19 protein-coding genes are annotated in these 24,926 nt (G+C 66.0%); 13 read left to right on the plus strand and 6 right to left on the minus strand.

From position 1 onward, the window contains the following. The first annotated feature begins 31 nt into the window (after window positions 1-31). The 12 genes from FRC98_RS14625 to FRC98_RS14680 all read left to right on the plus strand — a co-directional run bounded on the left by FRC98_RS14625 (window position 32) and on the right by FRC98_RS14680 (window position 12,726). Entirely contained in the window at window positions 32-1,615 is a 1,584-nt protein-coding gene (locus FRC98_RS14625) for a hypothetical protein (RefSeq protein ID WP_146982179.1), read from the plus strand. Window positions 1,616-1,650: 35 nt separating this feature from the next. Continuing rightward, window positions 1,651-2,409, plus strand: coding sequence for a hypothetical protein (locus FRC98_RS14630; RefSeq protein WP_146982180.1), 759 nt, complete (start codon window positions 1,651-1,653; stop codon window positions 2,407-2,409). Between the two features lie 222 nt (window positions 2,410-2,631). Next, window positions 2,632-4,053, plus strand: a complete 1,422-nt coding sequence (locus FRC98_RS14635; RefSeq protein ID WP_146982181.1) for a KamA family radical SAM protein — start codon at window positions 2,632-2,634, stop codon at window positions 4,051-4,053. 257 nt (window positions 4,054-4,310) lie between these two features. Then, a complete protein-coding gene (locus FRC98_RS14640; protein ID WP_146982182.1) occupies window positions 4,311-4,874 on the plus strand; it encodes a hypothetical protein in 564 nt (187 codons plus the stop codon). Between the two features lie 150 nt (window positions 4,875-5,024). Further along, complete coding sequence (locus FRC98_RS14645) at window positions 5,025-5,723, plus strand: hypothetical protein (RefSeq protein WP_146982183.1); 699 nt, start codon at window positions 5,025-5,027, stop codon at window positions 5,721-5,723. Then, window positions 5,720-6,064, plus strand: a complete 345-nt coding sequence (locus tag FRC98_RS14650; RefSeq protein ID WP_146982184.1) for a hypothetical protein — start codon at window positions 5,720-5,722, stop codon at window positions 6,062-6,064. The genes FRC98_RS14645 and FRC98_RS14650 overlap by 4 nt, the downstream gene beginning before the upstream one ends. A 184-nt stretch (window positions 6,065-6,248) precedes the next feature. Next, entirely contained in the window at window positions 6,249-7,121 is an 873-nt protein-coding gene (nadC, locus tag FRC98_RS14655) for a carboxylating nicotinate-nucleotide diphosphorylase (RefSeq protein ID WP_146982185.1), read from the plus strand. After that, entirely contained in the window at window positions 7,118-8,665 is a 1,548-nt protein-coding gene (locus tag FRC98_RS14660) for a biotin--[acetyl-CoA-carboxylase] ligase (RefSeq protein WP_146982186.1), read from the plus strand. Before nadC ends, FRC98_RS14660 begins: the two co-directional genes overlap by 4 nt. Window positions 8,666-8,804: 139 nt before the next feature. After that, the gene (locus FRC98_RS14665) at window positions 8,805-9,626 is read left to right on the plus strand and encodes a hypothetical protein (RefSeq protein WP_146982187.1); all 822 of its coding nucleotides are present in this window, start codon (window positions 8,805-8,807) and stop codon (window positions 9,624-9,626) included. Between the two features lie 68 nt (window positions 9,627-9,694). Further along, window positions 9,695-10,630: a DnaJ C-terminal domain-containing protein gene (locus FRC98_RS14670; protein ID WP_146982188.1), complete on the plus strand. Its 936-nt coding sequence runs from the start codon at window positions 9,695-9,697 to the stop codon at window positions 10,628-10,630. 243 nt (window positions 10,631-10,873) lie between these two features. Next, entirely contained in the window at window positions 10,874-12,103 is a 1,230-nt protein-coding gene (locus tag FRC98_RS14675) for a S41 family peptidase (protein WP_146982189.1), read from the plus strand. Next, the gene (locus tag FRC98_RS14680; protein WP_146982190.1) at window positions 12,100-12,726 is read left to right on the plus strand and encodes a hypothetical protein; all 627 of its coding nucleotides are present in this window, start codon (window positions 12,100-12,102) and stop codon (window positions 12,724-12,726) included. The genes FRC98_RS14675 and FRC98_RS14680 overlap by 4 nt, the downstream gene beginning before the upstream one ends. A gap of 101 nt (window positions 12,727-12,827) precedes the next feature. Here the strand turns inward: FRC98_RS14680 and FRC98_RS14685 are convergent, their stop codons facing one another. The 6 genes from FRC98_RS14685 to FRC98_RS14710 form a co-directional block, all read right to left on the minus strand. Continuing rightward, complete coding sequence (locus FRC98_RS14685; RefSeq protein ID WP_146982191.1) at window positions 12,828-14,621, minus strand: right-handed parallel beta-helix repeat-containing protein; 1,794 nt, start codon at window positions 14,619-14,621, stop codon at window positions 12,828-12,830. 164 nt (window positions 14,622-14,785) lie between these two features. Next, window positions 14,786-16,198 (minus strand): dihydrolipoyl dehydrogenase family protein, encoded by a 1,413-nt coding sequence (locus FRC98_RS14690; RefSeq protein ID WP_230467640.1) that lies wholly within the window; start codon window positions 16,196-16,198, stop codon window positions 14,786-14,788. Window positions 16,199-16,518: 320 nt separating this feature from the next. Next, complete coding sequence (locus FRC98_RS14695) at window positions 16,519-20,106, minus strand: serine/threonine-protein kinase (protein ID WP_146982193.1); 3,588 nt, start codon at window positions 20,104-20,106, stop codon at window positions 16,519-16,521. A gap of 881 nt (window positions 20,107-20,987) precedes the next feature. Next, entirely contained in the window at window positions 20,988-21,428 is a 441-nt protein-coding gene (gene cdd, locus FRC98_RS14700) for a cytidine deaminase (RefSeq protein ID WP_146982194.1), read from the minus strand. Window positions 21,429-21,461: 33 nt separating this feature from the next. Next, on the minus strand, window positions 21,462-22,307 hold the full coding sequence (locus tag FRC98_RS14705) for a purine-nucleoside phosphorylase (RefSeq protein ID WP_146982195.1): 846 nt from the start codon (window positions 22,305-22,307) through the stop codon (window positions 21,462-21,464). Between the two features lie 141 nt (window positions 22,308-22,448). Further along, window positions 22,449-24,254: a NupC/NupG family nucleoside CNT transporter gene (locus FRC98_RS14710; RefSeq protein ID WP_146982196.1), complete on the minus strand. Its 1,806-nt coding sequence runs from the start codon at window positions 24,252-24,254 to the stop codon at window positions 22,449-22,451. Window positions 24,255-24,483: 229 nt separating this feature from the next. Here FRC98_RS14710 and FRC98_RS14715 point away from each other — a divergent pair, with 229 nt between their 5' ends. Next, a complete protein-coding gene (locus tag FRC98_RS14715) occupies window positions 24,484-24,756 on the plus strand; it encodes a NifU family protein (RefSeq protein WP_146982197.1) in 273 nt (90 codons plus the stop codon). The last annotated feature ends 170 nt before the right edge of the window (window positions 24,757-24,926 follow it).

Raw genomic sequence — 24,926 nt, forward strand, 5'->3', positions numbered from 1 at the left:
GACGCCGCCCGGTGCGGCAATTGAGGCAGTGATGCAGACGAATAAACCCCTGGCTGTGGCGCTCACCGCGCTGACACTGATGGCAGCGGGCTGCGGCCCGATTGAGCCCGAGCCCTGGACCGACGATCAGAACACCTTTGGCCCGCTTCAGGTCGGCGAGGAGCTGGTCTATTACGATGAGGTCCGCGACGAGCTGGTGATGGTGGAGCCGACCCGCGATGCGCTCTGGGGCGAGCTGAAGGTCGAGCGGATGGAGACGATGCGCCAGGTCAGCGTGATCGAGGCGCTGGGCGACGATGAGAGCATTTATGTGCTGGGCGGTGGCGCCACCCCGGAGCTTCGCCTGCATAACATCGTGGAGGGGGGCACGCGCACCATCGCGCTCAACAGCCCCTACGACCGTGCCGACATCGACCCGCACGGGGAGTTTATGGTGCTGCGTCACTCCGGCAGCCAGAACACCGATGAGGCGCGCAACCTCAACGAGGTGGCCGTCATCGATCTTCGGGAAGGGGCCGACGAGAGCGCGGAGGTGCTCACGCTTTTCAGCCGGGCGCGCGACGTGGTCTTTGCGCCGCCTTTTGAGCTCGATGGCCAGGAGTACCGGCTGGCGCTGGGGCTTGCGACAAGCGAGATCACGCTGATGGACCTGGACGCGGAGCGCCCCGCCGACAAGTTGCGGGCGATTCCGCTGACGGTCAGCCAGGCCGACACCCCGCGTACGCCGGTGCAGGTGGAGGTTGTAGTCGAGGAAGATCCGCAGGCGCCGGGCACCGTCAGCATCTTTGTGCTGACTGATGTGGGCAGCGACATCACCCAGATCGTGCTGCAGCCGGCGGCGCGCGCCGAGAGCAACCGTCGGCTGGATATCGCCATCAACCAGCTCTACGCCGGGGCGCGGCCCGTGAGCTTTGAGGTGATGGATTTAGAGGAGGTGGGGCGGAGGATCTTTGCCATCGACGGGGCGCAGCCCCGCTTTACGATGGTCGATGTGCTCAGCGGGGAGTCGGATACCTACGCGCTTCCGCTGGGACGCGCGGCCACCGAGCTTGTGCGCTTTGAGGCACCGACCGAAGACGGGCAGGGCACTGAGGCGCGTCTGATGGCCTACAGCGCTAATGACACGCTGGTGGCGATGATTCGCCCGGAGCTCATCACGCTGAGCAGTGAGACGCCCACGGTGGGTAAGAGCGTGGAGGCGATTCGGCTGCAGTCGGCGCCCCGGCGTGTCTGGGTCGACGAAACGGAAGACCTGCAGCGGGTGCTTGTGGCGCATAACTCCGGGTTTTCGTTGATCAATTTGAACACGAGTCGGGCGAGTTATATCGCCGGTGCCGGCGTCATCAGTGGTGTGGTGCTGCATGATGGCGAGGCGTTCGGGGTGTATGAGAACGCCGCCGGGGTGGCGCGTCTGGAGATTGAGAGCGGGCGCACGAGCAGCGCGCGCCTGGACCTTGCGGCGCGCTCGGTGGCGCTGATTGCCTCACAGGATCTGCTGGTGATCGACCACGGCGGCGCCGGAGGTACGCTCACGCTGATTCCCACCAACGATCTGCAGACGGCGCGGGCGCGCTCCTTCTTTGAGGTCACCCGCCAGAATGTGCTCAGCCGATGAGTCCGGCACCCCTGAAGGAAACGATGAGGTTGATGATGAGAGATACGACGAAGAGCGCGCTTACGCTGGGGATGCTGGTGGCCGGAGCGATGGGGTTGGGGATGCCGCAGGCGCAAGCGCAGGAGGTTCAGGCGCAAGCAGCGCCGGGGCAGGAGGTCCCGGGGCAGCAGGCGCCGGTGGCCGATGGTCTGCGCTACAGCCTGACCTACTCGGGGCGTTTTGTGCCGGCGACCAACGACGCGGTGGCCATGGGCCTGGGCACCGGGCCGGCGTTGCGCCTGGGCGTGGAGGGCCTCTTTATGGAGGAGCTCGGCCTGGGCGTGGTGGTGTACGGCGATACGCGCAGCGCGACGCCTTTTAATAACTCCATGAAGTTGGACTGGGAGCGCACCGCGGTGATGGCCGAGGTCGACTATGGGATGCGCTTCTTTAATGATCGCCTGCGCCCGGCCGCGCGTCTGGGGCTGGGGTACATGCATCACGAGCTGGACCTCTACGCCGACGGCGGCACCTCCGCCAACTGGAGCAACCGCTTTGAAGGCAGCGCCGGCTCCTTTGCGTTTACGGCGCAGGCAGTGGTGGATGTGACCCTATTGCAAAACAGCTCCCGCACCCTCTCGCTGGCGCTGACCGGGGCCTGGGGGCTTGCGGGCCACACCAGCGCGAACTTCGATGCGATGGAGCCGGTCTACGCCGACAGCGATCGGGTGGAGCGCGCACCGATCGACGCGGGCGCGGCCGGGGCGTTTCGCCTGGGCGGAGAGATCGGGTTTTCGCTGGTCTGGCAGCCCTGATCCAGCGGCCCTGTGCGGGGCGGGTTTCACGAACGGTTGAGCGGCTGATGGAAGGGGGGGCGCCGACCTGCACACTTGACACTGAGCCTCGAAGTTTCCAGATTGTGCGAGCCGGACTCGCCGCCTTCAAAAGGCCTGGCGAGTGTGGACTCTGAGCGCGGTTACGGCCCGCTGCGCCACTTTCACGATTCAATCTGGAACTTTTTGAGGAGTCCACACCCCATGGCGAGCGCAGAGAACGTCCCCACCCCCGAGAAAGCCCCGAAATCCCATGCCGCACCGCCTGCCGAGCGCAAGGCGCGCCCGCCGGTTGACCCCTCGGTGCTTCGTCACCGCGAGCTCAAAGATGGTGAGTTCTGGCGGGAGATCCCGGCCTTTGCCAATGTGAGCGAGGAGGAGTTCCTCGACTACAAATGGCAGATGAAGAACTCGCTCTATGGCGAGGACAAGCTCATTGAGCTGATGGAGGGGCTGGCGCCCAAAGCGTTTGTCGACGATGTGCTGCGCGGCTTTCACCTGGCACCGATGGCGGTGCGGGTGACGCCGTATCTTTTCAGCCTGATCGACTGGAACGACCCGCTGCACGACCCGATCCGCACGCAGTTCATTCCGGTGGCCTCTCGTTTGACGGTGGACCACCCGATGCTCACCCTGGACTCGCTGCATGAGCAGGCCGACGCGCCGGTTGAGGGTCTGACTCACCGCTACCACGACAAAGCGCTCTTTCTGCCCCTGGACACCTGCCCGGTGTACTGCCGCTTCTGCACGCGCAGCTACGCCATCGGCGTGGACACCGACGTGGTGGAGAAGGTCAGCCTGAAGGTCAGCCCGAAGCGCTGGGAAGAGGCCTTTGCCTACATTGAGAGCCGCCCGGAGCTTGAGGACATCGTCATCAGCGGGGGCGACGCCTACAACCTGGCGTTTAAGCATATCGAAGCCATCGGCATGCGCCTCCTTGAGATCCCCAACATCCGTCGCATCCGCTTTGCGACCAAGGGGCTGGCGGTGATGCCGATGAAGATCTTGAGTGACGATCGCTGGCTCGACGCGGTGACCCGTGTGGCCGAGCACGGTCGCAAGGTGCACAAGCAGGTCGCCATTCACACCCACTTCAATAACCCCAACGAGATCACCGAGATCAGCCGCCGGGCCACCAACACGCTCTTTGAGCGGGGGATCACCGTGCGCAACCAGTCGGTGCTCCAGCGCGGGGTCAACGACGATCCGGAGACGATGCGTCTTCTGGTCAAGCGCCTGGGTGAGATCAACGTCGAGGCCTACTACGTCTACCAGCACGATATGGTGCAGGGGGTCGAAGATCTGCGTACCTCGCTGCAGACGAACCTCGATATCGAGAAGTTCGTGCGCGGCGCGACGGCCGGCTTCAACACCCCGACCTTTGTGGTGGACGCGCCCGGCGGCGGCGGCAAGCGCGAGGCGCACTCCTACGAGCATTACGACCGGGAGACCGGTGTGAGTGTGTACAGCGCGCCCTCGGTGAAGCCGGGACAGCTCTTCACCTACTTTGATCCGCTTCACAGCCTCAGCGAGTCGGCGCGCGAGGATTGGAAGGACGCCGGCAAGCGCGAGCAGATGGTTCAGGACGCGCTCTCGGCGGCGCGTAACCACCAGGGTCAGCGCTGAAGTCGTGTGCAGAACTTCCTCGCCAGGGGTTGAACTGGCGAGGAGGGCGACGAGGATTGAAGAGACGGCGCGGGGAGGCTCCCCGCGCCGTCTTTTTTTGTGGCGACGCTGCCCCGGCGGTATCACGTTCGGGGGCGCTAAGTGCGCGTTGGATTGATTAAAACACGCACCACGTGCGTCGAAGCAGCGTGAGCGGTTGAAGTGCCTTGCCGCTGGCGTGATTAAATTCAGTAGCTCCTGGCAAGTGCGAGGTCGATATGCGTTGGATTCAGGTGTGGTTGGCGGCGGTGGTCACAGCGGCGGTGCTGGTGGGATCGGCCACAGATGCCCAGGCGGTGGTACGCGCGGGCGTGGACGTGCGCTGGCTGCCGGTGGCCATCGAAGAGACCAAACTCGAAGAGGTTGAGCTGGGCGGGAGTCAGCGCCAGATCGAGAGTCTGGGCGCCGGCGCTCGGTTGATGCTGGGTTTTGACGCGTTTGCGATCGGCGGGAAGGTCAACTTCGCGCGCCATACCTTCGCCGACCCGGAGCTGAGCTACACCCAGGTCGACGCCAACCTGCACGCGCGTTTTATGGTTCCATCGACTCGCCTGGCGATCTATGCGGAGGCCGGGCCCTCGATTGCGCTGGACCTTGCCAGCACCGGGTATAATGCCGGTGTGGGGGCGGAGGTCGATGTGCTGGGCTGGCCGGTGCTCGACCTCAACTTAGGGATCGGGGCTCAGTACGCCCGGGTGCCGGTTAACGCCGGTCCGGGGGAGGAGCGGATCAACGAGGGTTTGCGCGCTATCGTCTACGTGGGCTTCGATTTTTCGATTTGAGTGCGTCCGAAGGTCGGTCTGCTCGCGCGTTCGCAGACCGCCTTTTGGGCTAATTTCTTGCGGGTGTCCCCGCTGCGATCAAGGCTCGTGCGTCCAGAGCCGGGAGACACGATGTCTCCGTGACCGCAGCATCAGACACGGACGCCTTGCATGCAGCGAGAGTGGTATTTGATCGACGATGAGGGAATTCATCGTCTGGATTTAGGGGAGCAGAGCTCAGTGGAGTTCTGGGACGGAGAGGGCAGCCCGGATGAGGAGACCGGCCAGTGGCCGGGGTTTTCGCAGGTGGTCATCGACGCCTCGCCATCGCGGGTGGTCGAGGCGCTCAAGCGCACCGCGCCGATCCTGGAGATCGGGCTCAGCGAGGTGACCGCCCAGCCGGAGCGATGGGAGGGCGGCGTGATGGTGGCCACCGATGGTCCGCTGACCCTGGTGGCGGAGCCGGGCGTCGATCTGGATGAGCGTTTTCTGGGGGCGGAGTGGGCCGAGGAGCTCTTCAGCGAGCTGCGCTGCAGCGGGGCGTTCTTTGGCTATGAGCCGCACCTGGGCAGCCTGCACCTGACGATGTACGAGGAGGGACACCCGCGCTTTGCCTGGTGCGACTCGTTGTTGCCCGGTCCGAGTTATGCGATGGTCTTCGAGTCCGACGGTCGGTGCACCAACGAAGATCCGCGTCAGTTTGCGCTGCGCGAGTTGGAGCTTCCGCCGACAAGCCCCCTGCTGGATCGCTACCACTTTGTGTGGGCCAACCTGCGCGCGCTCGGTCTTGAGGAGCTGCGCCCGGAGCTTGAAGCCCTGCCGATTGTGGCGGCGATGCAGATCCAAGAGAGCGACGAGGAGAGCGCATGATCAAGCGTATGTTGAGCGTGTCGGCCCTGATGGTGAGCGTGATGATGATCTCGGGCTGCGGGAACTTCGGCGGTGCCGTGGTGGGCGCGGAGTGCCGCGACGATCGCGACTGTGCCCCGGAGAGCCGCTGCCTGCGTGACGGAAATTACCCCTTCGGGATGTGCACCTACTCCTGCGATCGCCACGATGATTGCCCGCTGGACACCGCCTGTGTGGATCGCAACGGCGGGGTGTGCCTGCCGATGTGCGAGCGCTCCCTGGATTGCCGCGAAGATTACCGCTGCGATGATGTGCGCGATGAGCGTGGCGACGGCCGCACCAATGTGTGCGTGGGCGACTGAGCCTCGCCAGCAGCAATGCGTTTGAGCCGGCCTCCTTTTAAAGGAGGCCGGTTTTTTTTGTGGGTCGCTCCCTTGCCGGCCATCGATCTGAGAGTAAGGTGTCGACCGACTGCGCGCGACGGTTCGGCGCGCGCCTGCCCGCCCTCGCCATCTGTTGTCCCCCTCCCCGAAGCGAGTGAACCCGATGCATCTGTATATCAGCCCGCGAATTGAGCAGCTCATTGATCTGGCGATCGATGAGGATGAGATCGGTTTTGATGTGACCTCCCAGGCCTTTTTTGCCGGGGAGTGGGGCAGAGCCGAGCTTGTGGCCAAGCAGGATTTTGTGCTGGCCGGCGCGCCGGTGGTCCGCGCGGTCTTTGCCCGGGTGGACCCCGCTATTGAGGTTGCGTTTGAGCGGGAAGATGGCGCCGCGTTTCAGCATGGCGAGGTGGTCGCGAGGTTGCAGGGGCCGACGGTCTCGCTGCTGAGAGGGGAGCGCATCGCGCTGAACTTTATGCAGCGCATGAGCGGTGTGGCCACGCTGACCGCGTCTTTTGTGGCGGCGCTTGGCGACTCACAGACGCGCGTGGTGGACACGCGCAAGACCCTCCCCGGCTGGCGTGCGCTTGATAAATACGCGGTGCTCTGCGGCGGCGGGGCCAACCATCGCTACAACCTGGCCAGCGGGGTGATGATCAAAGACAACCACATCGCCGCGGCCGGCTCGGTGGCTGAGGCGGTGCGGCGAGTGCGGCTGCAGGCGCCGCACTCGGTGCGGGTAGAGGTGGAGATCGACGCGGTGGAGCGGGTGAGTGAGGCGCTGGAGTCGGGGGCCGAGATCATCATGCTCGATAATATGAGTCGCGCGCAGATGATTGAGGCCGTGGCGATCATTCGCCAGCACGAGCGTGGCGCGCATGTTGTGATCGAGGGCAGCGGCAATATGACCCGCGAGCGCCTCAAGGACCTGGGTGATGTCGGGCTGGATATCATCTCGGTCGGCGCGCTGACGCATTCGGCCAGCGCGGTGGACGTCTCGATGAAGTTGCGCGAGAGCAGCGGGAGCAAAGGATGAGCGGGCAGCAGCAACCTCCGATTATGGTGCACTCCGAGGTGGGTTCGACCAACGATGAAGCGCTCAAGGCGCTTCATCAGGGGGCGCCGCATGGCAGCGCTGTGGTCGCTGAGCAGCAGAGCGCCGGGCGCGGCCGCCGCGAAGATCGGGGGCAGCGTCGGGTGTGGTATTCGCCGGCCAACGCCAACGTGTACCTCTCGGTGGTGTTGCGGCCGAAGCTCGATGCCTCGCGAATCTCCGGCATCACGCTGGCCTGCGGCGTGGCGATCGCCCAGGCGCTGCGCGAATTGGGCGGGGGCGATGTGCGGCTGAAGTGGCCCAACGATCTTTATATCGGCGATCGTAAGCTCGGCGGCATCTTAAGTGAGGCGGCCACCGGCGTGGGCGGGCTTGAGGGCGTAGTGGTGGGCGTGGGCATCAACGTCAACGTGCCCGGTGGGGAGTTTCCCGCCGAGCTTCGCGACCAGGCGACGAGCCTTTTGAGAGAAAACGGGCGAGTTTTTGATCGTCTAAGGATCATCCAGGCGGTGCGCGGGGCGATTCTGGGGGCCTGCGCGGGTCTGGAGGCCGGCGGGCTGGAGGACTTCATGGAGGCCTTCGACACGCTGGACGCCGCGCGCGGGCGCGAGGTGCGTTTTGAGCAGGAGGGCGTGGCGATGCGGGGTGTGGCCGATGGCCTCTCGGCCCAGGGGGGGCTGTGGGTCAAGCGCGACACTGGCGAGCGTGCGGAAGTGATGGCTGGCGAGGTGACGATCTGCGGGTTGGGCCGCGGTAAAGAGGGTGGGGTTGTGGCGTTGCCGGCGCGACCCGCTGCCGAGGTTGAGGCCTATGTGGAGCAGCTTCTGACGGCGCAGCCGGCCGCACCGCCGCAGGCGCGTCGGGTGCGCCGGCGCTTTAAGCTGCGCGCCAACGAGCGTGTGGGGGCGCGCTATTGCCGGCTGGAGGTGGAGGTCGACGCGGAGTTTGCGGCCAGCTACCTGCGTCCGGGGCAGTACACGACGGTGGGGATCGAGGGGCATCCGCCCAACTTCTATGTGATCGCCGGGGCGCGGGGGCCGGTGTGGGAGTTTCTGATCGAGGCCGAGGGCGACCTGGGGAGCGCGCTCTCGGAGCTGGGTGTGGGGGCCGAGGTGGAGGTGAGCCTGGCCGAAGGCGGCGGGTTTGAGCCGGCGACAGCGCGCGCCCGAAACGCGCTGCTCTTTGCCAGCGGCAGCGGCATCGCCGCGGTGCTGCCGCTTATCGACCGGTGGCTTGAAGCGCCGGGCGGTCCGGAGTCGATCGCGCTTTTCTACGGGGAGCGCCACGAGCACGATCGGGCGTACGCCGAACGTTTGAGGAAGCTGGAGGAGGCGGGCGTGGCGGTTTACCTCGCTGCTGAAGAGGGCAGGGAGTTTCGCTACGTTCAGGACGCCTTTGAGGCGACGGGGCTGCCGGTACACGAGGCGGCGGTGTATGTGAGCGGTGCGGCGGTGATGATCAAGGCTGTGACCGAGCGGATGATGGCCGCAGGCATTGACGCCAGCCGCATTCACATCAACATCTGAGCCTGAGCCCTGACCTTTGACGCGTAGCCGGCCCATCTTGTCGAGGTGGGGGGGCTGGGCTATGCTGGCGCGCCCGTTCGGGGCAACTTTCTTGAAGATTCGTGCGCCTGACGCACACCTGATTGAGTGAGGAGATGTCATGTCGACGCCCGTATACCGTTTGATGGCTCATGCCTTTGTGGCGACGCACACCTGGGAGGCGTATCCGGATGTGCGCGAAGCGATGAGCAAGGCGGGGCTGAATAAGGACGGGGTGGAGCGCGGCAAGGCGCTGCTGGCCGAGGCGGAGGCGCTGGTCGCCGCGCGTAAAGAAGAGTCCGCCGAAGATCGCATTGGCGAGCACGCCATCCATATGGCCGTGGCCGAGCTGGAGATGTGGTTGCAGACGGTGCGCGCCACGCTTCGCCATAAGGTGAAGGCCGAGGAGGTCATCAAGCGCGCGCTCGATCATCACTTCCACGCCAGCGAGCACACGCTGAGTGCGGTGGCCGGTGCGCTGCGCACTCTGGCGGTGCTTCGGACCGACCCGCGCGTTGCCGAGGGGTTCGACTCAAGTCGCGCGCTGCACGACCTTCTGATTCACGGCCAGACGCTCTTGACCAAGGTCTTTACGCTGACGCGTCAGCGCCTGGAGCCCGGCCTGGGCACCGCCGTGGCCCCGGCCTATGAGGCGTTGGAGGCGCACCGCGGCAAGCTCATCAGCTGGCTGGTGGAGCTCGATCGCGCGGTGAGCAACGTGGGCGATCGCCCGGACGTGGTGGGGCTTATCGGCTATGTGCCCGCCGGCGTGGGGCTGCCGCTGGGCGGCGCGTCTTTTGCGGTGACCCTGCACCAGCGCGCGCAGCAGAGCCCGCCGGACCCCGCCGCGGCCAGCGCCGACTGCTCGGGATGGTCGATCGGGCGCCAGGGGCGCAACCGCGAGAACCTGGGGCCGGGCTTTATTGAGCCCTCCTTCGACTGAGCGCGTTTTTGCGGGGGGATTCGTGATTTTGAGACGGGTCTAATGTTTAACCTGAACCTGTGGTGGCGATGAAAGACGATCTTTACGGCATCCTGGGCGTCTCGAAGAAAGCGGACGCGGCCACGATCAAGAAGGCGTATCGAAAGCTGGCGCGGGAGAATCACCCGGACGTCAACCCGGGGGATGCGGCGGCCGAGGAGCGTTTTAAGCGCATCTCGGCGGCCTTTGATGTGCTCAGCGATCCTAAAAAGCGCAAACTTTACGACGAGTTCGGCTTCGATGGGTTGCGTGAGGGCTTTGATGCCAAACGCGCCCGTGCCGCCCGCCGCCGGGGGAGCGCGACGTCGGCGAGTTTTGAGGGGGGCGCGAGTTTTGAGGATATTTTTGGCTCGATGTTTGGCGGTGGGGCCGGACCCGGTTTTGGCGGGGCGGGCTTCGGGGGCGGGGCGGTCAACCCGCTCAAGGGGCGTGATAACGTCATGCCGATCGATCTTGAGTTCATGCGCGCGCTCAAGGGCACCGAGCTGACCTTCTCGGAGGGCGAGACGAAGACCTTTACGGTGCGCGTGCCGGAGGGGACGGACACCGGCGATCGTCTTCGCATCAAGGGAAAGGGTGGGGCGGCGCCGCGTACCCGACAGGGCAAGGGCGAACGGGGCGATCTTCTGCTGGAGTTCAAGGTCGGGCCGCACCCGAAGTTGCGGCGCGAAGGGCTCGATCTTTATCTGGATGTGCCCATCACGGTTCCCGAAGCGGTGTGCGGGGCCTCGATCTCGGTGCCGACTCCCTGGGGGGACTATACGGTGAAGGTGCCCGAGGGGGTGAACTCCGGGGCGAAGTTGCGGCTGAAGGGCCAGGGGGTCAAGCGCGGCACCCAACAGGGCAACTTCTATGTGGTCTTGCAGGTGCACACGCCCGACCGCATCGATGATGCGACGCGCAAGGCGGCCACGCAGCTGGCCGGCGGCTACAGCAAGGACGTGCGGGCGGGGTTGCAGCTGTAAAGTGGGGAGGCGGCGTTTAGCTTTGAGTAGTACGCCGTGAGCCAACGTTGACGCCATGTCTGCTGCATAGAGAGCACCCTGAGCTGCGTTGCAAATCCTCGACGATGCTAAGAGCATCGCCTGTGGTTTGCGCCTTGCTCACGTCACTCTCAATCTCGCATCCAAAGGCGTCACCATTGCCTCACGGCGTTGTAGAGACGCTGTAGAGGCGTCCTGAGCGAATCGACAACCCGGGGGGGAAGGATGAGACGCTGGCTGGTGGCGTGCGCCTTGTGGGCGTGTGTGTTGGCGCAGAGCGGCTGTCAGACGGGGCCGGCCTGCGGAGACTTTCCGCTCGAGGCCGAGACGCGGCAGTGCATGGTCTCGACGATCGACGCGATGGTGCGTGATCATTACCCCTTCGCCGAGCAGAAGGGGGTCGATATGACGTTGTTTTTCAAGGGTTTATGGGCCTCGCTCGACGATCCGGAGCTCGACGATGAGTCTTTTGTGCTCTCCCTGGCGCAGTCGTTAGCGATGCTCGAAGACGGGCACACGCGCCTGGAGCGCTACCGTCTGGAGGAGGTGGGTGCGCCGCCGGTGAAGCTGGCGCTGCGCGGCGAACACGTGGTGGTGCGCAGCGTAGCGCCGGGGGTGGGGCTTGAGCCCGGGGAGGTGATTGAGGCCATCGACGGCCGGCCCGCCCCCCCGGTGCTCCGCAGCGCTTTGGCTTCGGCCGAACGCGGCACCTCTGGCGAGGTCTTGCTCCTGGGCGCTGACGCTGCGCTCGCCGGCGAGGTGGGCACCGATGTGACGCTGAAGACGGCCTCGGGGCGCGTCGTACAGCTCACCCGACACGCCGTGCTGCACGAGCCCTTCATCCGCCGATTTGGCGATGTCGGCTACCTGCGCGTCAAAACCTTCGGGTTCATCGATGACCTCGATCGCCTTGATCGCCTCATGAACGAGCTGATGGACACCCGGGGGCTGATCATCGACCTGCGCGATAATGGCGGCGGCTACCCCTCGGTCAGCGACGGGCTCTTCGGGCGTCTGGTGGCTGAGGACGGCGCGCCCTTTGCGCTCGTCGACCGTCAGGGGCGCGTGCATCGCCATATGCAGGCGCGCTCGCGCGGTGAGACCTACCCTGGCGAGGTTGTGGTGCTGGTCAATGAAGGCACCTTTTCGGCCGCCAACTACTTCGCGCACCGCATGCGTGAAGATCATCGCGGCGTGCTCCTCGGAGAGCGCACCGGCGGTGGCGCGGCGTCCCCGGATCGCGGTCTGATGCTGGTCGATGGCCTCTGGTTTCAGGTCTCGACCTATGTGGTGGAGACCTTAAGCGGCCACAACACCGAAGATGGGTTGGAGCCAACCATCCCCCTCGCCGGGGCGGCTGCCTGGTATGAGGTGGTGCCGGAGCAGGGGGCGCTCAGCGAAGAGAAGGACGTGCTGCTGCAGCGCGCGCGCCGCTACCTGGAGGGGGTGCAATGAGCCAGCGACACGTTGTGGCGGCGGTGGTGCTGATGGCGACGATGCTCACCGGTGCGACCACCCTCGCCGAGGAGGGCGCGCGGGCGACGCTCGACCTCAACGCGCCTTCGGTTGAGGTTGAAGAAACGCTGCGCGAAGACGCCGTGGCGTCTGAAGAAAGGAGCACGCGGCTCTTCGGGGTCGGCGTCTTTACCCGCGGGGGGATGGCGGCCTACCGAGCGGTGGCATGCGGCTGTTTTGACCGAAAGACCTGGCGCGCCGGCCTGGGAGCCCGGGTGCACGTGGGCCCCTACCTCGCTGCGGAGGTGGGCGTGCAGTACGGCATGATGATGCTCGGTGGCAACTTCCCGCTCAACGGCTGGGAGTTGGCTGCACGCTGGCAGCCAGCCCCCCACGCCACCGCTCGCGCTGTGGCCGGGCTCTACACTCGCCTGGGTTTTTCCTCGATGCAGGTCATGGGCATGCGCTCGGTCGGAGCGCCCGGTGTGAGCGCCGCGTTGGGGTGGTCGCTGGAGCTTGTGCCTATGCTCTCGCTGGAGGTTGAGGCCGGCGCGCAGCGCCATTTTGGTGCCATGGCCCACTGGCAGCTCGGCGGGCAGCTGGGTCTGGCGACGCGTTTTTAGACGTCGGGACGACCCCCAACGCAAAAAAGCCGCCCGTCGCCGGGCGGCTTTTTTGTCAGCGTCGGTGGCGATAAGCCGCCGACGCGTCATGCCTGTGAAGCTTAGAGCGGAAGGCAGGCCGTAGCGTCGGCCACCGCGCCGAAGAAGTCTTCGCCGGCGCTGCCGCTGATGCTCAGGCCGGTGCAGCCCACAAGCTCGCCGCCCGTGCCGACGTGGATGCCGTGCCGGCCGCTGCCGGTGATGGTCAAGTCGCTGACCGTGACACGAGAGTCGTCGTAGATCATGAGTGCAGATTGGGTTTCGGAGTCACCGGTCCAGCGTTTTGAGCCAGCATTGCTCAGCTCTACGTTGATGAGCTTGTTGTCGGGGAAACGGCTCGCCGCGAAGCGAAAGCCTTGCCAGTAGCCGGAGAGCTCCTCGGTGCCCTTGAAGACAATCGTGTCGCCGTCGGTGGCGTCTGCGGTGAGCCGGCCACCGTTGACGTCGATGCCCATGTCACTCTCAGCTTCAAACGTTGAGCCCGGGCTCAGCGTGAGGTGGCCCTCGACGATGACGCTGGCGCTCAGGCGTACAGGAACCTCAAAGGCAGGCCAGGTCTGGTCGCGGGTCAGCTTGGTGACCGCGCCGGTGTTGTTGTAGAAAACCGTTACAGCCTGGCGATCGTTGTCGACAAACGCCAGATCGGCGCTGAAGCCGCCGATCTGATTGGGGCGCGTAAGCAGAGGATTGGCGTTATTGCTAAACGTCGATCCGCTTACGTTGACTTCTCCCTCGCGGGTCGCCGCGTGGAGCGCGGCGTAGTCGTTGTTGTCGAAGGTCGTGTTCTCGATGGTCAGGCGCGAGGCGTCACCATCAATAAAGACCGCGCCCCGAGCATCACCGTTGCCGCTGTAGGCTTTGCCGCCACCGTGGGCGATGAGCGCATGGCTGATCCGGTTGTTGGTGGAGGACGCATTCTCGAAATGAATTCCACCCCAGCCGCCACGCTCCCCATTGACGGCTTGAAGGGTAACGCGGGCGCTTTCGGTGCCGGCGATATTCAGAGAGCCGGTGTCAGCGGCGATGGTGACGCGGGCGTCCTGGGCGAACTCCAGCGTGGCGCCGGCGGCGATGGTGATGTCGGCTTGCACCGATAGGTCGCGCGTGATGCGGTAGGTGTAGCCCGGCCAGGTGCCCGAGAGGGAGACCGTCGAGGCGGAGCCCGTCATCAAGATATGATCCGCGTCGTTCTCGCTGATCACCAGATCGTCTCCGAGCCCCACGAAGTGGTTGGGGCGAAGACGCAGCGGGAGCTCGTTGTCGGTGAAGCTCGTGGTCTCGACGGTGACGGTGCTCGCGTCGCCGTCGGCGTGAATGCCGGCAAAGGCGTTCTGCTCAAACGCGCAGTTCGAGACGCTCAGGCGCGACTCACCGCGCACGTAGACCGCCCCTTTGGAGGTGTCCGAGCCGGTGAAGCGCTCGCCACCGGCGTGGCGGATCGTCACGTACTCGAGCACGTGGTTCGAGGTGCCCGTCTCGTTGATGTAGATGCCGCCCCAGTAGCCGCGCTCCTCGTCGACGCCGCGGATGAGGATCCCGTTATCTTCCTCACCCACCGCCTCAATGGTGCCGGTGCCGCTGAGCGTGATGGAGCTTCCGGCGCCCATGAAGACGGTCGTGCCGGCTTCGATGACCAGCTTGCCCGAGGAGACGTTGAGCGGGTTGTTGATCTGGTAGCAGCTGTCGCTGGAGAGCGTGGCGCCACCGGAGGCTTCGCCGCTGTTGATCTCTTCGCAGCTATCCGGGTCGTTGGGGCGATCCTGGGGATCGTCTTCCGTGACGCAGCCCACGCCCATGGTGAGGCAGAGACCGCCGATAAGGGTGAGGTTGGCAGTGCGTTTGATCAAGGTGTTCATCGTACCCTCCCAAAACATCAGGTAGAGAAAAGGTCACCCGGGTGGGTGAAGGACAACAACAGTGTTGTGCGCTTTAGACGAGGTCGCGAGCGCGATATTCAACGATAAGGAGGGTCTATCAGTACTTTTTGCGTAACGCAAAAACAAAGCGCTGGAGCGCGTGCTCAGGCGCCTGAGTTGAGTTGTCGCGCGCAAGCGGCGATGGCCGAAGCCAGGGTGGCCGGAGGGTGGAGCAGGGCGGCGAGCTCGGGGAGAGTGAGCCCGGATCTCAGGGCGACGGCCAGCTCCATAATGGCGTTGGCGGCGCCGGGTGCCAGCAGGCGCGCGCCCAGAAGTTGGTTGGAGCGGCCATCGACCACCAGCTGAATCAGGCCGTCTGGGGCCTCACTGAAGGCGCCGGCGGGGTGGTCGCGAAGATCGAGGGTGAGGCAGCGCGCCTCAAAGCCGGCCTGGCGGGCCTGGGCCTCGTCCCAGCCCACCGCGGCCAGGGGCGGGTCGGTGTGAATCACAAAGGGGACGGTGGGGGTGTAGCCGGCGGTGCGCGAGGGCATCACGGCGTTCTGGGCGGCGAGCACCGCGTCGCGGGTGGCGGCGTGGGTGCGGGTGCCGCGGCCGATGACGTCGCCGGCGGCGAAGATGGCGCTGTGGGCCGTGCAGAAGGACTCGTCAACGTGCACAAAGCCGCGGGTGTCGCGCCTGACGCCGAGCGCCTCCAGGCCCAGGCCCTCGGTGGAGGGGCGGCGGTTGTCGACGACGACCACGCGAGCAGCCTCCCAGTGGGTGGGGGCGCCCCGGTGGGTACCCAACGCACGGGTGCGCGCCCTGCGGCGCTCCAGGTGGGTGACCTTGGAGCCGAGCACCACCTCGATGCCTTCGGCCTGCAGCGACTCGATGAGGCGCGTCTCCAGCGCCTCGCTGTGGTCGGCGTCCAGGAGGCGATCTTCTTCGTGGAGGATCGTGACCTGGGCACCCAGGCGCGCGAAGGCCTGGGCGTAGGTCAGGCCGATGTCGTTGATGCCAAAAAAGATCAAAGAAGGGGGGAGCTGCGAGCAGGCGATGAGGTCGCGCAGGCTCCAGGTCTCGGCCTCTTCGATGCCTTCGACCCGGGGGGGCTGCGAGGTGGCGCCGCAGGTGAGCAGCACGCGATCGGAGCTCCAGCTGCGTTTACCCACCTCGACCCGAAGCTCCTCCTCGGCGCCAAGGCTCAGGGTGGCGCGCCCGTCAACGAGCTCCACCCCCGACCGCCGGCGAAGTTCCGCCACAAGGCTCGTGTGCGCGCGTTCGATGCAGTCTTGCACATGCGTGCTCAGCGCCTTTAAGTCCACATCGAGGGTGGCGCTGCCAGGGCCCGGCAGGCCCGGGTGGGCGGCGCGGTGGCGAAGGGTGGCCGCGCGCATAAAGAGGCGCGCGGGAAACACGCCCACGTGCAGCGCGTTGCCGCCCAGGGGCAGCCCGTCGTTGACCAGCGTGACGCGCGCGCCGTGGTCGGCGGCCCACATCGCCGCGGTGCAGCCCGCCGAGCCGCCGCCAATGATCGTGAGGTGAAGAGGAGCTTCTTGCTCGTCGTGTGTCGCCATGGTTCGGGGCCCCCGCCCCCCGGGGGTAACCCGCCGCGCCGCGCTCACGAGACCCCGCTCGTCACCCGGCGTGCACGCCCCCTCGTACTGGTTAGCTGTGATGATGCGTTGGTTTTCCGACGTCGTGAGTCGATCTTGATGCTGCGGTGCTCGCGATGCAGCAGACCCGACGTCAACGCTGGCTCCCGGCGTCTTCATGACCGCCGCGACAACGCCCTCAGCCCGCTCTTCAACAACGTTTGCTGAGGGCGCAAATGCCCCCAAAACAAGCGCACCCGCGCCGTGTTTTCAAGGCCCCCGCTTTTTAATGTCCGTGGATGTTAAGGCACGCGCAGCAAGATGCGATCGATGGCCGCGGCCTGATCCTGGCGGGCCATGCTCAGCCACTGCGCCCGCGCGATCTGCAACGCCCGCCGCGCCCGGGCAAGTTTGCCGGCGCGCAGCGCTCGCTCTCCGGCGTCGCGCGTGATCACGGCCAGATCGGCGTCGACAAAGCCCGTCGTCTCCAGCAGCGGCTCGCCATGGGCCAGGTGATAGTCCCACTGCTCCCAACGCTGGTGGTGGGCGGCCGCCGGCAGATTCGCCAGGTGGGCAAAGGCCAGATACCCCCCGCGTTGGGAGCCCTCCACCAGCGTGAGCACCTTGCGGAAGAGGGGTGCGGCGTCGTCGACGTGGTTCTGCACAAGGCGCACCATGCCTAAGTTGACCAGCACCACCACGTCGTCGGCCATGCCGATGCGCTCGAGCATCGCCAGCGACTCCAGGTAGGCGCGCTCGGCCTGGTGCAGATTCCCCACCTGGCGATGCACCTCACCGAGGTTATTGAGCACGCTGGCGACTTCGCCGACGTCGCCAAAGCGCTCAAAGACCTCGCGGGCGTGCAGGAGCATGGCCGTGGCGCGTTGCGGATTGCCCAGCGTGGTGTAGAGCGCGCCCAGCGCCATCTCCACGCGCGCGAGCTCCAGATCTTCGCCGGCCTGGCGAAAGAGCTGGCGGGCGCGGCGGTAGTGCTGCTCGGCCTCATAATATTCGCCGGCCCAGTAGCGCAGCTCGGCCAGGGTCTGGGAGGTGCGGGCCTGGCCGATGACGTCGCCGGTGGCCTCAAAGATGGCGCGGGCTTCCTCCACAAAGACCAGCCCCTCGGGGATCTGGCCGCGGCGGTTGGCCACGTCGGCGCGCAGCTGCATCGCCCAGCCCATGATGCGCTCGTTGGCGCGGGCGCGACCCACGGCGATGGCGCGATCGAGGACCTCGTCGGCGCCGGCGAGCTCGTCCTGGCGGATGAGGATCATGGCGCGCTCGAGCCAGCCCTCGGCGCGGCGCGCGTCGTCGGGGGCCACGCGCAGCTCGTCGAGCAGCGCCTGGTAGCGCTGCAGGTGGGCGTGGGCCAGCTCAAACTCACAGCGCACCCGGGCCTGGCCGGCGGCCTGAAGCATCGGCTCCAGCGCCTCCTCGGGGAGCCCCGCGGCGATGAGGTGGCGGGCCCGGCGCAGGGCCAGGCCTGGCTGTGCTGGTGAGTAGAGCTCTTCGAGGGCCCGGGCGCAGTGGGCGTGGTGGGTGCTCAGGCGGCCCTGCTCCTCGGCCAGTCGCACCAGCGTCTCGCGCAGCGCCTCGTGGGTAAAACTCCAGCCCTTGCCGGCCAGCGTCGCCAGATCGGTGGCGACCATCTGGTCGACGGCCAGCAGCGGCAGCGGCACGCCTTCTTTGCGGCAGACGGCCTTCCACTCCCGGCGGTGAACCTCGGTGCCGAGCACCGCGGCGAGCTCCAGGCCGAGCAGCGCGTCGGAGGGGGCCTCGCGCAGATCGTGGCGCACGATCTGGCGCAGGCGCTCGCGAAAGACCTGGTGGATGTCGGTGGGCATCGCCCCGGACTCCCCCTCCACCAGCTGAAAGCCTCCGGGGCCAAGCTGCAGAACGCCGCGCTCCACCCAGTCGCCCACGAGCTGCACCGCATAAAGAGGGTTTCCGCCGGTGCGCGCGGTGACCTGCTCGACGAGCGTGGCGTCGAGGCCCAGCAGCTGGCTTACAAGCTCGCGCTGATGGGCGTCGGCCAGCGGCCCCACGTCGATGGTGGAGACGGGCTCCTGACCGGCGAGCTCGCGCAGGCGCTGGCGAGCCAGCGGACGCTCCAGAAGCGCGTCGGTCTGCACCGTGCCCACGACCAGGAGCGGCAGGTTTTTGGCTTCTGGCGAGCGCTGAAGATGCTCCAGCCAGGCCAGCGCGTCGTTGCCCCATTGCAGATCGTCGAGCACGACCAGCAGGGGGCGCGTGCGCGAGAAGCGGCGCAGGAAGCGCTCGATGACCACGTAGCGCTCCGCCGGGGTGCGGAAACGAATGCGCGCCTCATCCTCGCGGTAATCGGGGAGGGTGGCCGCGCAGATGATCTCGGTGAGCGCCAGGCAGTCGTGCAGATCGTCGGGGCCCAGAGAGGTATCCGAGACGCTCTGGCGCACCCGCTCGAGCACCCGCTCGCGGGCGAGCCCCACGCAACGCAGGTGGTTGGCCATCATGCCGCCCAGGCCGTCGGCGGGGCCTTCGAGCGGGCTGTGGGTGGCGGTGAGCGGGGTGGCCGCGCCCAGCTCGTGGGCGCGCTCGGCCATCCAGCCGGCCAGGCGGCTCTTGCCGGTGCCGGTGCCCCCGCGCAAGAGCGCCACCTGCGGGCGGCTGTGGTGGGCGACCTCGCGCAGGGACTCCCAGAGGGCGTCGCGCTCGGCGTCGCGGTTGACCAGCGGCACCTGGCGCAGCCCGAAGAGCCCCAGCCCCACGCCCACCATCTCCAGCGAGAGGGGCGGGGCTTCTTTGCGATGCCAGGTGCGCGGCACGTTGTAGGCCGCGCCCACCGCCCGGTGACGCGGGGAGGAGGGGGGGCGCTCCAGGGCGCGCAGCTCCGGGACCGAGGGCGGGGAGTTGATCACGTCGCTCAAGATCTCGGTCATCCCCAGGTCGTCGACGCTTGAGGAGGGGGCAAGCGAGGGGTTCAAGGGGGCCACAAAGCCCAGGAGGCTCGGCTGGCCGGGGCGCTCCTCGCCATCGGGCTCCCCCAGCGCAAAGAGGGCCTGGGCGGCGTCGGCCGCGCGCTGAAAACGATCCATGGGGTTTTTGGCCAACAGCTGCCCGAGCCACACCCCGAACTCCCGCGGCACCGCAAAAGGCGCGCGCAGGGGCGGAAGCATCCCCTGGAGGTGGCCACGCAAAATCGCGTCGGTGTCGCCGTCGCGAAAAGGCGGCTCCCCGTCGACCAGCCAGTAGGCCAGGCACCCCAGCGCGTAGAGGTCGGTCCAGGGGCCGTGATCGCGCCATTGGCCGGTGATCTGCTCCGGCGACATAAAGCGCGGGGTGCCCGAGATCTTGCGCGGGGTCTCTTCGTTCTCGAGGTGCTCGTCGTCGAGGGCGTGGGCCAGCCCGAAGTCCGAGAGCTTGAGCTGGCGGCCCTGAGCGTCGTCGACAAAGAGCACGTTGGCGGGTTTTAAATCGCGGTGGATCACCCCGCGGGCGTGGCTGTGGGCCAGCGCATCGAGGATGCGCACCAGGATGTTGCGCACGTGCCACCAGTCCAGCGTGCTGCGGTCGAGATCCTGGAGGCTGTAGCTGGCCAGCTCCATCGCCAGCCAGGAGGAGCCAGCCACAAAACGCCCGGCGGTCTCACGCTCGATCTGCGGGCTGACCTCCCCGCAGTCAAAGACCATGATGATGCCCGGGTGGTGCAGCCGGGCCACCGCGCGGACCTCCGCGCGCAGCGCGGAGCTGAAATGCGGATCGCGGGCGCGTCGGGCGGACATCACCTTGACGGCCACCTCCACCTCGCGGTCCAGGTGCACCGCGCGAAACACCTCTCCCATGCCACCCTTGCCGGCGCTGGCAAGAATGCGAAAGGGGCCAAAATGGGTGGGATCTACGGCAGATGGCACAGCTTAAGGTCCGCGGACGAGGGAACTCGGAGCCAGGAAGGTCGGTGAGCCGGCAGTGTAGACCAGGACGGCGCCGAATGGAAAAGGGAAGGCACCCCACAATGCAAAAGGTGCGCATACGACTACGGGGCGTCGCCCGTGCCAGAAGTGTGCCAGAACCTCTCAGCGGCTGATAGCCGATCCCACCCTCGTCGCAGGGCAATCGAAAAGTAGGTCCCCACCACCCGCCACCGTAGGGGGACCCCTTGTGGGTCCCCGCCCTGGGAGTTCCGGAGGGGCACAAGACCCCTCCCTACGGATTGGGTGGGTTCCCTATAAATAAACCTTGTGGGACTTTGCGATTGCCCTGACCCTCGTCGCTCGCACTCCCTTCTGAATCGCCGACACTCGCTCGCCAGGGATGGCGTGTCGGGTAAACGTGTCGGGTAAACAGGGGCAGATCGGCGATCCGCGAGCTTTTATGCCCCTGATCGCGCGTACTTCAATTTGAAATATGCCCGATCAGGTGCTGAGAACCTCTTCTGCAGATTGAAATACCTGCGATCAGGTGCTGATCGGGCATGTCTGCGCTTGAATCACGCGTGCACAGCACCTGATCACGCTGTGAGCACGTGTGCGAACACGATCTCAGGTGCTGAGAACGCGTGGTTGGATTTGAAGGAAAGGAAAACAGGTGCTGATCGCGGTTTTTTCAAAATGTAGATGAGGCGATCAGCACCTGAGACTGGGAGTTTCAGCTGCGGAGGGCGGCGATCAGCACCTGAGAAGGGGAGTTTCAGCTGCGGAGGGAGGCGATCAGCACCTGAGAACGCGCGTTTTAGCTGCAGAGCGACACGCTCAGCACCTGAGATCGAGCATTTCAGCCTTTCGGGGGCTCACCGTCACTCTTTCTCTAAAAAATCGCGGCCCGAAAAACGCATCGGCAGGAGCGTGTCGAGGGTGGTGAAGCGGCGCTGGCCGTGGGGGTTGATCATCAAAATCGGCAGATCGTCGCAGAACTCGGCCAGCACCTGGCGGCAGATGCCGCAGGGGGCGGAGGGCTCCTCGACGTCGGTGACGACGCAGAGGGCCACGAATTCGCGCTTGTCGGAGGCCACGGCCGCGCCGATGGCGTTGCGCTCGGCGCAGACCGTGGCGCCGATGGTGGCGTTCTCCACGTTGCAGCCCACCACGATCTCTCCCTCGGGGGTGAGCAGGGCGGCGCCCACCGGGAAGCCGGAGTAGGGCACGTAGGCGCGCTCGCGCACGGCGATGGCCGCCTGCTCCAGTCGCTGCCAGGTCTCTTCGGAGATGGCGCCAAAGGGCTCGTCCTGCTCACTCATGCGTGCCTCCCGGGGTGGGGGTTGAGCCGCGGCTCAGAGGGTTTTGCCCAAAACTTTGACGAGTCCGCGCACAAGGCCGGTGAAGGTCTCGCGGACGCGGTCGGCGGTCTCTTTGACCTCGTCGTGGTGCAGTTTGGTGTCGCTCAAGCCGGCGGCGTAGTTGGTGATGCAGCTGATGCCGGCGACCTTCATGCCGCAGTGGTTGGCGACGATGACCTCGGGGACCGTCGACATGCCCACGGCGTCGCCGCCCATGGTGCGCAGCATGCGAACTTCCGCGGGGGTCTCGTAGCTGGGGCCGGCGACCCCGGCGTAGACGCCTTCTTTGACGGCGATGCCCTCCTCGCTGGCCACGGCGTGAAGCAGCTCGCGGAGCTCTTTTGCGTAAGGATCGCTCATGTCGGGGAAGCGCGGGCCAAAGGCGTCTTCGTTGGGGCCGTGCAGGGGATTCTGGCCGGTGAAGTTGACCTGATCGCAGATGATCATCAGGTCGCCCGGGGCGTAGTCGGCGTTGATGCCGCCGGCGGAGTTGGTGACCACCAGGTGGTCGATGCCCATCAGGTGGAAGGCGCGCACCGGGAAGGTGACCTCCTGCATCGTCCAGCCCTCGTAGAAGTGCGAGCGGCCCTGCATCACGACCACCGGCACGCCCTCGAGCTTGCCGAAGACCAGGCGGCCCTTGTGGCCCTCGACACCCGAGACGGGGAAGTGGGGGATGTCGGCGTAGTCGATGGCCGTGGCCTCATCGAGCTGATCGCCGATGGCGCCCAGGCCGCTCCCCAGGATCATGGCGATGCGGGGGCTCTCGCTGACGCGAGATTTGAGAAAATCAGCGCTGGCCTGCGCGCGCTCAGCCAGATCGGAGGTGTGCTTTGCCATAATCGATCTCCAATGGTTCGAAGTAAGGGGGGGCTGGCGAGGCGCTCAGCACGAGGAGCTCGCCATATTCAGCGTGGGAGGCGCTCGCCAGCCCCGGGACAGAGGAGGGGCTGGCGAGCGCCGAAGTCATGAATGAAAAATTTAGATGAGAATGCCGGCGATGGTGGCGGTCATAAACGCCGCCAGGGTGCCGCCGAACATCGCGCGCAGCGCGATGCGCGCCAGATCGCCCTTGCGCTCGGGGGCGATGCCGCCGATGCCACCGAGCTGAATGCCGATGGAGCCAAAGTTCGCAAAGCCGCAGAGCGCGTAGGTGGCGATGATGATGGAGCGCTCCGAGAGCACGACGTTGGGGTCGAGCAGAAGCTGCTGGAGGCTGCCGTAGGCGACGAGCTCGTTGATGACCATCTTCTCACCGAGGAGGCGCGCGATGGTGTAGCAGTCTTCAAAGGGCACGCCCATCACCCAGGCAAAGGGCCAGAAGATGTAGCCAAAGATGTCCTGCATGGTGATCACGGGGGCAATCCAGGAGGCGGCCATGCCCGGGGCGGCCTGCATGGTCTCGACGCAGCCGACCACGGCGGCGTCGGCGACGGTGGCCGGGTCGCAACCCTCGGGGAGCGCCATGCCGCCCGCGGCAAAGGCCTCGGCCAGCGAGCCCAGGGTGGACTTGTTGATCATCATGCTGGGCCAGGTGATCAGGTAGTTCACAAGCTCAATCAGCGCGATGAAGGCCAGCAGCATGGCGGCGACGTTGAGCGCGAGTTTCATGCCCTCGGCGGCGCCGCGGCTGGCGGCGTCGAGCACGTTGACGTCTTCGCGCAGGTCCTCCATCTCGAGCTTGCCGGCGGTGACCGGGCGGTCGGTCTCCGGGTAGATGATCTTGGCGATCACCAGCGCGGCCGGCGCGCTCATCACCGAGGCCGCCAGGAGGTGGCCGGCGATATCCGGGAAGGAGGGCTCCATCATGCCCACGTAGATGGCCAGCACGCCGCCGGCGACCGTGGCAAAACCGCCGGTCATCACGACCATCAGCTCCGACAGGGTCATGTTTTTGACAAAGGGTTTGACGACGAGCGGGGCCTCGGTCTGGCCCACAAAAATGTTGGCGGCGGCCGACATGCTCTCCGCGCCGCTGATGCCCATGGTGCGCTGCATGACCCAGGCGAACATGTGCACGAGCTTCTGCATGATGCCCAGGTGGTAGAGCACGGTCATCAGGGCGCTGAAGAAGATGATGGTGGGGAGCACGGCAAAGGCGAAGTTGATAAGGCCGCCTTCGACCGAGCCCGTCACATAGCTTGAGAAGATGAAGTCTGCGCCGGTGTTGGTGAACTCCAACAGTTTGCTGACGGCGACGGTGGCGACCTCAAAGACCTTCTGGCCGCCGGGGACGTAGAAGATAAAGAGGGCGAAGAGGAGCTGCAGGCCGGTGCCGATGCCCACGAGCTTCCAGTCGACTTTGCGGCGGTTGGTCGACATCAGCCAGGCCACGCCCAGAAGGGCGAAGATGCCAAAGAAGCTGATGAATTTTTCAAAAAAGCTCGACTCTTCGCCTTTCATGCGGCTGAGCTCGAAGGTCTCGGGCTGGGCGGCCTGCTCATCGACGGCGTCGGCCGCGGCGTTGTCGGGCGCGGCTTCTTCGGCAGCTTCGCTGTCGGCGGCGGCCTGCTCGGCGGGCGCTTCGTCGAGCGCCTCTTCGACCTGCTCGGCTTCAGCCGGCGGCGGGGAGGCGACCGCTTCTTCGAGCTGTGCGTCGGCCAGCTCGCCAGTATCGTCGGTGCCGTCACCGTCGCCGGAGTCGGGCTGAGCGATCTCCTGAGCGACCGAGGGGGAGGTGCGCCCGACGACCATGCCGGTGGCAATGACCGATGAGCAGAAGAGGAAGACGAACCACGCCATCGCGTAGAGGATGCGACGCTGAGCCAACTGGCGGGGGCTATGCATAGGGACTGCTCCACGAAAAGGGGCCGAGAGACGAGGCACTCTAAGCCCAAAGTCTTGCCTGTGACAAGGCGGCCTGTGCGCGCAGGAATGTTGGCAAAGGGGGCCCCGTTGGCTATACCGGAGCCGGCGTGAGAAGCCGGGCGCGCGGCCCCGGCGGCCTTCTCTTTGTGGGGAGGCGCGGGTCTACGAGCGATGCCTCAGACGATGTTTTTGCCAGCGGAGTGCTACGATGCGACGACAGATTCAGAAACTTATCGACGATGAGATCAACCCCTTTGTCGCCGGACACGGCGGACGCATCGAGCTTGTGGATTACCTCGATCGCAACGTCTACATCCAGATGCTGGGCGGCTGCCAGGGGTGTGCGGCCTCGTCGGCCACGCTCAAGCAGGGCGTGGAGCGCCTGCTTCGCGAGGCGTTCAACGACGAGATCGCTCAGATCATCGACGTGACCGACCACGGCTCGGGTGATAACCCTTATTATACCGAGAGCCCCTTTTAATTGAGGGAGTACGCTGCGCCGGTTCATCTCATGGTTCTGGCGAGCGGGACGTTGAAGGCGCGCGACCGGTAACGGTCCGCGCCTGTTTTTTTAGGTGTGTGTTTTTTTTGGAAGGTTGAGAGGGTGAGGGCGCCGCTGCGGAAAGGGCGGCGCTTTTGCTGATGTTGCGC

It is taken from the genome of Lujinxingia vulgaris (genome assembly GCF_007997015.1).
Taxonomy (GTDB): domain Bacteria; phylum Myxococcota_A; class Bradymonadia; order Bradymonadales; family Bradymonadaceae; genus Lujinxingia; species Lujinxingia vulgaris.